This window comes from Chryseobacterium sp. WLY505 (assembly GCF_030846215.1).
Taxonomy (GTDB): Bacteria; Bacteroidota; Bacteroidia; order Flavobacteriales; family Weeksellaceae; genus Chryseobacterium.
The window spans coordinates 162,148-174,986 of the sequence record NZ_JAVCWI010000002.1 but is presented as its reverse complement, the minus strand read 5'-3'; the positions used below and the strand labels follow the sequence as shown (position 1 = coordinate 174,986).

13 protein-coding genes are annotated in these 12,839 nt (G+C 36.3%); 7 read left to right on the top strand and 6 right to left on the bottom strand.

Translation table 11 applies throughout. The annotated features are described in order from the left end of the window. Positions 1-13: 13 nt before the first annotated feature. From RAH34_RS06195 to RAH34_RS06165, 7 genes are all read left to right on the top strand, one after another. Positions 14-625 carry an L-threonylcarbamoyladenylate synthase gene (locus tag RAH34_RS06195; RefSeq protein WP_114822386.1) on the top strand — a complete coding sequence of 204 codons (612 nt, stop codon included), beginning with the start codon at positions 14-16 and terminating at the stop codon, positions 623-625. Positions 626-661: 36 nt separating this feature from the next. Continuing rightward, the gene (locus RAH34_RS06190) at positions 662-1,363 is read left to right on the top strand and encodes a CPBP family intramembrane glutamic endopeptidase (protein ID WP_306595530.1); all 702 of its coding nucleotides are present in this window, start codon (positions 662-664) and stop codon (positions 1,361-1,363) included. A 4-nt stretch (positions 1,364-1,367) separates the two neighbouring features. Beyond that, positions 1,368-2,126 (top strand): peroxide stress protein YaaA, encoded by a 759-nt coding sequence (yaaA, locus tag RAH34_RS06185; RefSeq protein WP_114822388.1) that lies wholly within the window; start codon positions 1,368-1,370, stop codon positions 2,124-2,126. Further along, a complete protein-coding gene (gene prmC, locus RAH34_RS06180) occupies positions 2,127-2,975 on the top strand; it encodes a peptide chain release factor N(5)-glutamine methyltransferase (protein ID WP_306595529.1) in 849 nt (282 codons plus the stop codon). Between the two features lie 15 nt (positions 2,976-2,990). Next, positions 2,991-3,350: a DUF4180 domain-containing protein gene (locus RAH34_RS06175; RefSeq protein ID WP_114822390.1), complete on the top strand. Its 360-nt coding sequence runs from the start codon at positions 2,991-2,993 to the stop codon at positions 3,348-3,350. Positions 3,351-3,882: 532 nt separating this feature from the next. Then, complete coding sequence (locus RAH34_RS06170) at positions 3,883-4,455, top strand: hypothetical protein (RefSeq protein ID WP_114822391.1); 573 nt, start codon at positions 3,883-3,885, stop codon at positions 4,453-4,455. 7 nt (positions 4,456-4,462) lie between these two features. Continuing rightward, on the top strand, positions 4,463-6,004 hold the full coding sequence (locus tag RAH34_RS06165; RefSeq protein ID WP_306595528.1) for a hypothetical protein: 1,542 nt from the start codon (positions 4,463-4,465) through the stop codon (positions 6,002-6,004). Positions 6,005-6,022: 18 nt separating this feature from the next. Here RAH34_RS06165 and RAH34_RS06160 read toward each other — a convergent pair whose 3' ends face one another. The 6 genes from RAH34_RS06160 to RAH34_RS06135 form a co-directional block, all read right to left on the bottom strand. After that, a complete protein-coding gene (locus RAH34_RS06160) occupies positions 6,023-7,063 on the bottom strand; it encodes an NAD-dependent epimerase/dehydratase family protein (protein ID WP_306595527.1) in 1,041 nt (346 codons plus the stop codon). Then, on the bottom strand, positions 7,009-7,794 hold the full coding sequence (locus tag RAH34_RS06155; RefSeq protein WP_306595526.1) for an SDR family oxidoreductase: 786 nt from the start codon (positions 7,792-7,794) through the stop codon (positions 7,009-7,011). The genes RAH34_RS06160 and RAH34_RS06155 overlap by 55 nt, the downstream gene beginning before the upstream one ends. A 159-nt stretch (positions 7,795-7,953) precedes the next feature. Further along, positions 7,954-9,042 (bottom strand): AraC family transcriptional regulator, encoded by a 1,089-nt coding sequence (locus RAH34_RS06150; protein WP_306595525.1) that lies wholly within the window; start codon positions 9,040-9,042, stop codon positions 7,954-7,956. 32 nt (positions 9,043-9,074) lie between these two features. Beyond that, positions 9,075-9,716 (bottom strand): rhomboid family intramembrane serine protease, encoded by a 642-nt coding sequence (locus RAH34_RS06145; RefSeq protein ID WP_034696498.1) that lies wholly within the window; start codon positions 9,714-9,716, stop codon positions 9,075-9,077. 45 nt (positions 9,717-9,761) lie between these two features. Next, positions 9,762-12,353: a DNA gyrase/topoisomerase IV subunit A gene (locus RAH34_RS06140; protein WP_306595524.1), complete on the bottom strand. Its 2,592-nt coding sequence runs from the start codon at positions 12,351-12,353 to the stop codon at positions 9,762-9,764. Then, positions 12,328-12,834 carry a hypothetical protein gene (locus RAH34_RS06135; protein WP_114822397.1) on the bottom strand — a complete coding sequence of 169 codons (507 nt, stop codon included), beginning with the start codon at positions 12,832-12,834 and terminating at the stop codon, positions 12,328-12,330. The genes RAH34_RS06140 and RAH34_RS06135 overlap by 26 nt, the downstream gene beginning before the upstream one ends. Positions 12,835-12,839 lie beyond the last annotated feature (5 nt).

Below are 12,839 nucleotides of genomic sequence, written 5' to 3'. Positions count from 1 at the left end.
GTATCTTTGTTTTATGGCAAAAATATTAAAAATTTATCCGGACAACCCACAGGAAAATCTTGTGAATGAGGTTATTAAAACTTTAAACAACGGCGGGCTGATTATCTATCCTTCTGATACGATTTATGCTTTAGGCTGTAATATTTTTGATATAAAAGCCATGGAAAAACTGGCTCAGCTCAAAAAAATGAAGCTTGAGAAGTCAAAATTCTCAATTATCTGTAATGATCTCAGCCATCTTTCAGACTTTACAAGACCTATCGATACCTCCGTTTTCAGATTTCTGAAAAGTCATCTTCCCGGACCGTTTACTTTCATTCTCGAAGCCAATAAAAGTTTACCTTTAGCTTATAAAGGGCATAAAACTATTGGTATCCGTGTTCCTGACCATCCAATTCCACAACTTATTGTTGAAAAACTGGGTCACCCGATTGCATCTACTTCTATTAAAGATGATGATGAAATTATCGAATATTCTACCGATCCTGAACTTATTGCAGAAAAATATGATCACCTGGTAGATATTGTGATTGATTCAGGATATGGGGATAATGTGGCTTCCACCATTGTAGACCTTACTTCAGGAGAACCGGAGATTATCCGTCAGGGGAAAGGAATCGTTTAATTCAAAGTTTAAAGTTCAAGGTTTAGGTATTGGATTATGAGTCTTACCGGGAAATATGCTGTAGGAATTTTACTCACTTTTGTTATTTTAGCTGCAGCGATGCTGTACTCTTTTCCTGCTGTTACCACATTAACAGGAGTAAAAGGAATCACAGTAACCAATTTTTTCCTCAGTAGAATTGTACTATGGATCATTCTTATCATTGTATTTCTCTACAGTTTCTGTATTGAGAAAAGCGTTTTTTTCTTAAAAGAAGAGAAAAAATATTCAGCTGCATTTTATATCAAAGCTGTACTGAGCTTATATTTTATCTGTTTGATTGGCGGAGGGATTCTGAATGCTGTCATCCTGTTTTTTATAGAGGAAAAAATAAGCACTAAACTTCTCAACCTTGTACTTATTTTTAGAAATAACTATTTTTTAGTTATTTTTACATGCCTTACAGCTGCTATTGTAGAGGAATTCCTGATGCGGGGCTATGTACAGTCCAGGCTTGAAAAAATCTATAACAACCCCACCGTTGCAATTGTTATTTCATCGGTCTTATTTGGAATTTTACATAGTACTTACGGTACCATAAGCCAGGTTCTCGGACCTTTCTTTATCGGAATCGTGTTTGCTGTATTTTATAAACGTTATTCAAATATTAAAGTTCTGATCATCTGTCATTTTATGATTGATTTTATTGCTATGATGATGATGAATTTTATTGATATTAAACACTTATCTGTATTTTAACATTATGAAAATTATAACATCTCCTGCCAAATTAATGAATGTGGAAAATTCAACAGATCTGTTGAAATCTTCTACTCCAAGATTCATTGAAGAAGCAGCATTGATACAATCTTATTTAAAAGAAAAATCGCCAAAATATCTTTCCGAGCTGATGGAAATATCCCCTAAGCTTGCTGATGAAAACTGGGAAAGAAATCAAAAATGGAAATCCAAACCTACAGCGAAAGAATCTGCTCCCGCCATGTTTGCCTTTACAGGAGAGGTTTACAGAGGACTGGATGCCAAAACACTGGATAAAAATGCTGTAGATTATCTGCAGAAAAACTACAGAATGCTTTCCGGGCTTTACGGTTTACTGAAACCTTCTGATAAAGTGATGCTTTACAGGCTGGAAATGGGTCGTCCTTTTGAATTTGAGCAATACAAAAACCTGTATGAATTCTGGAGAGAAAAGATTACGGAACAATTGAATTCTGAGATGAAAAAAGGAGAAATCCTGCTTCACCTTGCCAGCAATGAGTATGGGAAAGTAATTGACAGAAAGAAACTGAACCATACCGTAATTGATTTTGATTTCTATGAATTAAAAGACGGAAAACTGAAGACTATTGTTGTGTATACCAAACATGCCAGAGGCCTTGTGGTGAGATTCTGTGCAGAAACCAACGCTAAAACCCTGGAGGATGTAAAAGCATTCAACTATGAAGGATACAGAATTGATGAAGAGAAGTCTACGGATACAAAACTGGTTTTTACAAGATAGATGACAATTTCAGCATTTAAAAAATATTTCAGGACAGAGCTTTCCGGCCTTTATACAGAGTCGGAAAGTATGTTTTTATCGTCTTTATTCATTCAGCAGATCGTAGGTTTTGATCCGTTTCAGCAAAGAAGGTTCTCTGAGCAGGAACTTCTGATTGATGATGAAGAAAAACTTGATCATCTTGTTTCGGAACTTAAAACCGGACGGCCTTATCAGCAGATATTGGGTGAAACAGAATTTTACGGAATGAAATTCTTTGTGGATGAAAATGTTCTGATTCCCCGCCCAGAAACGGAAGAACTGCTGGAGATGGCCATCAGGGAGATTAAAGATTCAAAGTTTAATGTTCAAGGTTTAAAGATTTTGGATATAGGAACCGGAAGCGGGATTATTCCTCTGGTTTTAAAGAAACATTTCCCGGAAGCGGAAGTATCATCCATTGATTTTTCCGAAAAAGCTTTGAAAACAGCCAAAAGAAATGCAGAATATCATCAATTGAAGATCCAATTCATCCATGCTGATTATCTCAATATTGAACTGGCTGAAAATTATGATATCATCATTTCAAATCCTCCATACATCGGGATTGAGGAAGAGATTGAAATTGCGGATTCCGTGAAAGAATTTGAACCTAAAATGGCACTCTTCTCTCCTACTTCAGACGCCTTAATCTTTTACAGAAAAATTGCGGAAGATGCCAAAAAGAATCTGAAAGAAGGAGGACTGCTGTTTTTAGAAATCAATCAGAAACTGGGTCCTGAAACGCTGGAATTGTACCGTGATTTTTCTAACGCTCAATTATTGAAGGATTTATCTGAAAACGACCGGTTTATTTATGGAAAGAAATAATTAATTATTAATACCATGTTCATCAAATCACACGAAATCAACACTATAAAAATTGCAGAAATTATTTCTGAAGACATCATTATCCGGTCTGCACAGGACGGACTGGATCTTATGGGGAATATCTATTATGAAGGGTTTGATAAAGTTATTCTTCATGAAAAAAACATCACCTCTGAATTCTTTGATTTAAAAACAAAAATGGCCGGAGAGATTCTTCAAAAGTTCTCAAACTATCGTATAGGATTAGCTATTGTAGGTGATTTCAGTAAATATGAAAGTAAGAGCATGAAGGATTTTATTTTTGAAAGCAATAAAACAAAACATGTCAATTTTGTAGGCACTCTGAATGATGCATTGAATAATTTTTCAAAATAGTCTCTTTTTCAACCCTTTATATTAAAAAGAATAATATTTTCTTTTATTTTAAAATTTCTACACGTCAACAGCATCTTTTTTTTAAGATTTCTTAATAGAATGGAAAGATTTGCACAATAAAAACAATCTTACTGATTTATAAATTATGTAAAAATTTAAACCAAAATATGTTAATTATTAACAAAAGTTTAGAATTAATTCTATAAACACAAACGCCTGAATATTTCTTTGTATATTTGCAAAAAACACGAGGGAATATGAATCTTACTTATTTAAGAGCTTATACGGCTACATAATCAATTTATTTTTTCGACCGACTGCCCAGGTAGGCATAAGATATTTCTTTATAAATATCCTGGCTGTATCTGATGATGAGCTTTTGAACAAAAGGTCTCATTGGGCTATTATTTGAACACAACAATTCATTGTTTTAATGAATTTGTCAGTGGTAACTATTGCCTTTGTAGAATTAAGCCAGCAACCATTCTTTTCTAAAAAAACATACACACAGATAAAAAATTATTAAGACATCATGATTAAAAAATTATTTCTACCAATCGTTTTAGCTAGCTCGTTTACTTTCGCTCAAGTTGGGATTAATATATCTACACCTGATCAAAGTGCGATTCTGGATGTTTACAGCCCCAATAAAGGGATGCTGATACCCAGGTTGACCACAGCCAAAAGAGATGCAATTGCGAATCCGGCCAACTCACTTCTGATCTATGATACCGACAAAAAATGTCTGAGTCAGAATATCGGAACTCCTACCAAACCTGATTGGCTTTGTATCAGCAATAATGCTGTAAAAATGTTTTATATGCCTAGTGTTTCTTTTGACACTTCCACCACAGCCACTGGACGAACCAAAGATTTATATACTTTGTATAAAACCCAGTTTGGCTCTCCAAAAGCAAAGAGCACCAGTGCTCCCGCTTCAATTCCTTTTTTCCCGTCCAGTAAAGATCTTTACTATTATGTAACGGATGCTGATCCTAATGTATTCAGTAATATTTCTATTTCTGATGACGGGGTAATGACTTATGATGTAAAAGCTGCAGCAACGGACTGTTCTTTTATCAATATTGTTTTCGTTGTTAAATAATTGAGTGATGATAAAAAGCAGCTCAATTTTACGATATAAAAGATTACTGTTTGCATTTCCCTTGTTTATTTTTTCTCAAAGCATTTATGCACAGAACGAACAGGGAACCGGATATCCGTATTTTGTAAACTTTACTCAGGGATTGCAGCCCCAGGAAGCTTATAAAGTAGCTACCAGCGGTGTTCAGAATGATGCAACCTTTACGACAGACGGATTAAGGCTTACCAGAAGTGTCAATAATATTTCAGGAGGAGTAATACTTGCCGATAAAATTTTCAAAAGTGACCAGGGAATCAAGTTCGAGTTTGAATTCGCGATTTATGGTGGAAATACTAACGGAGGAGACGGAATTTCTATATTCCTGGTTGATGGATCTATCCCTAAAAACCAGCTTAATCTCGGATATTTTGGTGGAGGATTAGGATATAGTTTTGTACGCGGAGGAGAATCTACGGAAGGACTGAGAGGAGCCTATCTGGGAATAGGTCTGGATGAATTCGGAAACTTTAAAACAAGTTTCAACCAGGGTGAAAGGGTTAGAAATGGGATATTTGGAGTAGGCCTAGCCGATGGGCGAAGCAATGTTTCTTTAAGAGGAAAACGTGGAAACCAATATCTGTCTTCAGCTGAGCCTGCAGGATATAATGGCTATCCATTGCTTTACAGCATAGCGACCAATGCATCACCTTCCAGCAGCAACAGATCTGCTTATCTGGATACGGCAACAGGAAAGTATATTGGCATTAAAAATACGACTCTTCAGCAATTCAGCATTGAAAGTGGCGGAACAACAATTCCTCAAAATGAAAATGATGCAAGGTTCCGTAAAGCATACATTACATTAGTTCCCAATCCTGTCGGCGGTTACAATATAACCCTGGAAATACAGCATGGGACAGTGAAAGAAAAAGTGATTGATAATTATTACTATCCTACTTCTCTGAAATATACAGAGACTACCATTTCCAACAGTACGGTAAGAACTCTGGATACTTCAGCACCTTCTACTTTCAGAATTGGATTTGCCGCTTCTACCGGAGCTGCCAAAAATATCCATTTATTGAAAAACTTAGGGGTTACAAGACCTTATGCTGCTGAAGTAACGGATGATTTGTTTGCAGGTTGCCCGGGGATCAAGTCAATCTACTACCCTTTGCTTAATGATGCGGCTTATTCGTCAGCAAGTGGCCAAAACCCGCCAACACTTTCGTATAACAACCTTGATTTTAATTCGTTCCGTTTTCTGGATAACAACGGAGCTGTGATTCCGAATATCACAGGAGGTGTTTATACCAACAGCCAGGGAACATGGACCTATTTCCCCGCTACCGGGGCGCTTTCTTTCAAACCTGCAGCGGGATTCACGGGAGTAGCCCAGATACAATATGATATTAAAGGAGGCGGAAGCAATGGTACTGAAGCGCCTTACAACAAGGAAGAATACAGATCATTGCCGGCATTGGTACAGGTTAATATTTCAAGTACTAATAACTGTAGCAAAACCTGCGTTATTTCCAATAAAAATGTAACTCAGAAAATCACAAGATAACCTTATAAAAACCAGCTTTTAAGAGCTGGTTTTTTTATTCCTGACAGGGTTTTCAATGAAATACTGAACAGCATCTTCGATCGCTTTATCAATAGGCTGGTATTGAGCTCCCAACTCCTCTATTGATTTCTGATGAGAATAATAATTATTAATCTGAAGGGCTTTCATATTGGCAGAACTCAGATCCGTTTTAATTTTTAATTTTCTTAAACCATCACCTATTAATCCAAGGAAACTCAAAAGTTTGTTGGGAATAGGGATCATAATTGGGTTTTGCCTGGTAATCCGGTTTACTTTCTTAAAAAACTCTATGTAGCTTAAGTTTTCATTCGCTAGAAGATATTTTTCTCCATTCTTTCCTTTTTCAACAGCCTTTACTATTCCTTTGGCTGCATCTTCCACATGTACAAAATTCTTCCCTCCTTTCGGATAGAAAACCAGTTTCTTTTTCCAGGCCCAGAAGATGATTTTTCCGGAACTTGGCTTGCTGTCATATGCTCCGATCATAAAGGTGGGATTAACAATGATAACGTCCGTATTCTTACCGTTTTCTAAAAGATAGTCTTCAGCGGCGAGCTTACTTTGCGCATACAACGAATGGGTAAAAGGATAGATTTGTGGTGCTTTTTCACTTCCCCAAAAGGCTGTAGTTCCAAATCCTAAGGTATTGGCTGTACTTACAAATAAAAACTTCTTTACACCCATCAATTCTGCCTGGGTAAACAGATTCACAACTACTTCGTAATTCACTTTTCTGTATTCATCATAACGGATGAGATTCTGGCGTGTTTCCGCAGCAATATGAATGATACAGTCGATATTGGTAAGAAATGCTGAGATATCGGATGAAAGGTCTGCTTCCACCAGCTTCAGATTTTTGTTTTCTTCGCCCAGCCAGCTGCTTTTCTGGCGCACCAGAGCAATAACAGAATAATCATTTTGTAATAATTTAAGGATAACATTAGTTCCCAGAAGCCCTGTTGCTCCGGTTACACACACTTTTTTCATGCTTCGATTTCTCTTTTTATAGCCTGGGTCATTAAAGGCAGCTTGATCCATATGGGTACAATTTTCATCACCAGCCAGCTGATTGGGTTCACCATAATAACGGAATCTTTTTTAAACAATTGCCGGATGCAGTAGGAAGCCACTTTGTCAGGATTTAAAAGGGTTAATCTTCCCATAAGACCTTGCTTTTCTATTCTTTCACAAACATCCTTATTGGTTTTCATGGCTCCCGGATTCACAACACTTACAAAAACATTGGTATCTTTCAGTTCTTCATGCAGTCCTCTTGAAAATGAATGGATAAAGCTTTTAGAAGCTGGATATACCGTTTTAAAACCGATGGGTGAAAAGGCTGCCATACTTGAAACATTCAGGATATAGGCTTTGGGTTGTTTTAAAAGGTTAGGAAGCAGCTGATGGGTAATCAGTGAAGTGGCTGCGACATTCACCTGTAAAATGGTGTTGATATAATCCGAAGAAGCTTCCGTAAATTTCTTTGTTCCGCCAAGTCCTGCATTATTGATCAGAATATGAATATTAAAAGAGCTGTTGAGCCATTCTGTAAGCTTCATCACATTTTCATGCACTGAAAGATCTGTTTCATAGTAATGAATTTTTACTTCATACACCCTTTTGAGATATTCAGAAAATTCTTTGAGATTCTGATCCGGAAGGCTGATAAGGATGACATTGATCTTTTGTTTCGCCAGATGTTCAGCGAATGATTTTCCGAGTCCCTGACTGGCTCCCGTGACAACTGCATATGATTCTTGGGTATCCATAAGTTTACATTTTAGGGTACAAAACTATGGTGAAAGGTAAGCTTAAATGTTCCGGATTATCTGACCGAACCGATTTTAACTCACGAAATGAAAAACAATCAATCAATTACAAATCAATCGATTAGAAACATAAAAAAGTAAAAGTTTATAAACCGGAACTTATTTTTTGAACTCAGAAGGAGTTTGTCCGGTCACTTTTTTAAAGGTTGTATTAAAAGAAGTTTTAGAATTGAACCCTGATTCGTAAGCAATCCCCAAAATGGATAATTTGTTGTTGGGTTCTTTCAGAAGTCTTTTGGCGTAGTCTACTCTGTATTCGTTCACATATTGGAAGAAATTTTTTCCAAAGCCTGTATTAATGACGTAAGACAAATGATGGGTAGAAACGGACAGCATTTCGGCAAGTTTGATAAGGTTAAGTTCGCTGTCAAGATAAGGCTTTTGAAGTTCCATAATCCCTTCCAGTGATGTTTTAATCTTTGCTAATTCTTCATCAGAGATCAGTTTTCTTTTAACTTCTTCTGGATCGGAATCTTCATCCATAGAGATCAGTTCCTGTCTCTGCTTTTCCTCTAAAGGATAAATCTCCTTCTGTTTCATAGAATAATATCCTACCCAATAAATAACGGATAAAAAGACGGCATTGATAAAGAAATTCAGTGATTTCGGATCATAGAACAGATTATAAATCACGTAGATGATATTCACAATAAGGAGCACCAGAATAATATATTCCAGCCAGTTCAGATTGATTCCTTCGGTATTGGAAGAAAACTGCTGAATCTTTTTCTGATGTTTCCTGATGGTAATATAGGAAAGTACCGTATAGAAGAGAGCCTGAATCAGGATCAGAATAATACTGATATATTCAAATGGTTTTACATAGCCCAATTTGATCAATACAAGACAAACCAGAAAAGCTACAGGAAGGATTAAAAACTTAACATCTGTAAGTTTAAAAGTAAAGGAAGGATTGGTGTAAAAAAGTACACTAAAGTAAAAAACGATAGGGGTAAAAAACTGAATAAACCTTACCCAAAACAGGGAATGAAATTCCACTATTGAACCGGTGATGAGAAACAGCACTTCATCCAGCCAAAAGGTAGACCACAGAAAGAGAAATATTCCGAACCAGAAATTGGCTTTATGATTTACCCGTAAAGGATTGGCCAGCTTCAGCAGAGAAAGCAAAACCAATGAACCATAGATAAGTATCACGATGAAACTGTTTAACCCTGATGTGTTCATTGGTTTTGATATTTTGATTAAAAAATAGTCTTTTATCCTATTCGCTTCCTTACAAAAATTTCATATCCTAAATAAATTAACGGAAGTGACATGATTCCTAAGAAAAGAATATTGCTCATGGCAAGCTGCGGATGCATTACAATAGAGTAAACCAACCCGAAAAATGCTCCTCCAAGGTGAGCAGCATGCCCCAGATTATCCCATTGCTTAGGATTCAGCATCATATATACTGAGTACCCAAAATACAGTGTTCCAAATAACCATCCTGGCAAGAAGTTGACACTGATCTCATTCGGAGCCATGGCTATGGAAGCAAAAATGATTCCCGAAACCGCACCTGACGCACCAATTGCCGAATACCAAGGTTGGTTTTTATAAATCTGTAAACTGAATAAATTCCCCAGAATCATTGATCCAAAATATAGAATCAGAAATCCTATTTCTCCAAAGAAACTAATAACGACTCCCTGGAAAAAATACAAAGAAAGCATATTAAAAAATAAGTGCATAAAGTCTGCATGCAGAAACGCAGAACTGATAAGTCTTACATATTCTTTACGATTCGCAATTGCTCCGACATTGAATTTATATTTTTCAAATAATGCTGTATTATTGAACCCCATGTAACTAAAAATACATGTGGCTGCAATGATAATGATAACAACTATATCCATTGTGTTCTTTTTATGTTATATCTGAACAGACATCTTTAGTTTAGTCTATTCATTTTCATTATTTCCGTCACCCTGGAACAAATCCCCAATCATTCCTCCATCTTCATCCGTTTCGCCTGTTGGTTCTGGATCTTCGTATACTTCAGGCTCTTCTTCTACAGGTTCAGGAATGGTAATATTGATGGCTTTTACTTTGAATTTCGTAAACTGGTTTCCAATAGCTTTTATTCCTTTTACTGCTATGAATTCATCAATATTAATAGTTTCCGGATCGCGTTCTTTTCCTTTATCTTTTGCAAAAATAATTTCTGCAGTAACATCGTTGGCAACAATTACATTTTCAATGAATGATTTCGGGTGTTCAGAAGGCATGAAAGTCTGTACATTCACTGTATTTTCCAGTAAGAATCTCTTAATGAAATAAATATCCTTTTCTCCGTCGTAATAAATACAGGTAATCGGCTGTGCAGGTCTCCATTTCTCCAACACCAGGTATTCATCATCAAAACGGTTACCCAAGTCAAAAGACACCAGTTTTACTTCACCGTTTGTATTGATGGTCAGGATTTTATCATCTCCCTTGAAACTTCCCAGTAATGTACCTCTTACATCAGCATTCAGTCTCCTCACCGTATCATCAAACCAGATTTTTCTAGGAGCGAGCGTAGAAACGCCTTCTTCCTTCATATCTACTTTCTTTACGGCATACTTGGTCACCAGATTTCCTTTGGAATCACGCCCTTTAATGGCAAGATCTGAGAAATTGATCTCCATTTTGTTCTTTCTGATTCTCGGATTTGGCTTTAACAATACAGTAACTGTTTCTGCCTCACCATTAGGATTAGCTGAGAAATATAATGTTTCAGATCCTTTTTTATCTGAAGCTAACGGATAATCTGTATTTCGGGTTACTCCGGTTACAGAGAAGCGTTTCATATAGTATGGTCCTTCCCTTCCTTCGCGATAGATCATATTATACACGGTTCTCTTGTCGTTTTTCTTCCAAACGGCAACATGAAGAATATCTTTACCAATGAAAGTTTTTGCTTCCACTTTTACCACCTTCATACTTCCGTCTTTTCTGAATGTGATGATATCATCAATGTCAGAACAGTCGAACAAATACTGGTCTTTTTTCAGAGATGTTCCGATGAAACCTTCCTCGAAATTCGCATAGAATTTTTCATTAGCTACGGCTACTTTTGTTGCATCAATCGTGTCAAAGATTCTAAGCTCAGTTTTTCTTTGTTTGTCTTTACCGTATTTTTTCTGAATATTTAAATAGTAATCGATAGCATAAGCAATCAGGTTAGACAGATTGTATTTTACCTGTTCTATTTTACCTTCCAGCGAAGCAATATTTTCTTTAAATTTATCTAAGTCGAATCTTGAAATCCTCTTGATTCTGATCTCTGTCAGTTTTAAGATATCTTCTTCTGTAACGGCTCTTAAAAGATGTTTGGTATGCGGTTTTAATCCTGCATCAATGGTTTTCAATACATCTTCCCAGGTTTTTACTTCTTCAATATCGTGGTAAATTCTGTTCTCTATGAAAATTCTTTCCAGTGAAGAAAAATGCCAGCTTTCCTGAAGCTCATGGAGTTCAATTTCCAATTCTTTCTTCAGTAATGAAACGGTATGATCTGTATTCGTTTTTAAAATATCGGATACCGTAAGAAACATTGGCTTATCACCTACAATCACACAGGCATTCGGAGAGATCGTTACCTGACAGTCTGTAAATGCATACAGCGCATCAATGGTCTTATCCGGTGAAACATCATTATGAATATGAATCAGGATTTCTACTTTATCTGAAGTATTGTCCTCAATTTTTTTGATTTTGATCTTTCCTTTCTCATTGGCTTTTAGAATAGAGTCAATAAGATCCGTTGTTGTTTTGGAGTAAGGAAGTTCAGAAATTACTAATGTATGCTTATCCGTTTGGGTAATTTTGGCTCTTGCTCTTACTTTTCCTCCTCTGTGCCCGTCGTTGTATTCGGAAACGTCAAGATAACCGGCTGTTAAAAAGTCCGGATACAGTTCAAATTTCTTACCTTTTAAGTAGGCTACAGATGCGTTAATAAGTTCATTAAAGTTATGAGGAAGGATTTTTGTGGAAAGTCCTACTCCAATACCTTCTACTCCCTGTGCAAGAAGCAAGGGAAATTTTACCGGCAAATCAATAGGTTCATTGTTTCTTCCGTCATAAGACTTTGTCCAGTCTGTAGTTTTAGGATTAAAGACTACTTCCAGGGCAAAAGGGGTCAGTCTTGCTTCAATATATCTCGCAGCAGCTGCAGAGTCACCTGTATAAATATTTCCCCAGTTTCCCTGAGTATCTATTAACAGTTCTTTCTGCCCGATTTGTACCATGGCATCTGTAATGGAAGCATCACCGTGTGGGTGGTATTTCATGGTATTCCCCACGATATTGGCCACTTTATTATAACGGCCGTCTTCCAGCTCCCTCATGGAGTGCATAATTCTTCGTTGAACGGGTTTTAAACCATCATATATTGAAGGGATCGCTCTATCCAGAATTACATAGGAAGCATAATCAAGAAACCAGTCTTTATACAGCCCGGAAACTTTTTTTAAGCTTTCACCCTCATGCGAATATTCTTCTGTCGTCATCTATTTTATCTTTTTTCTCTTTATTAGTTTTCACAACTTTATTCAGAGAGAGTTTTAAATCGTTTATTTCTTTGTTACCCAAATAAGATATCTGGTATTTGAGTATGGTAGATCCATTATTTTTACTGGAAACGGTAATGTATAACCTTTTGAAAAAGAGAATACTGACCACATCATATTTTATCAGTTTGTATTTTGGAAATTCGTCGTGAAGAGGTTTGTTTAAAAAGGGAATAATATTCCTGTTTTTAAAATTCAAAGCTTCCCCATCACTGTCGTATTCAAAAATCTGTCTTCCACTGATATAAAAGATAATCAGCAGCAAAACAGGAACAATAATTAATAAATAACTTTCTTTCCCCATTGCATGAAACCTGTATTCATTAGCAGCGAATACAGTTATACCAAACACTGCTGTCATCAAAAGCAGTGTACTCAGAGAGTTATAAATTGATGTTTTATTACGGTTACTTAGTCTCATTTTAT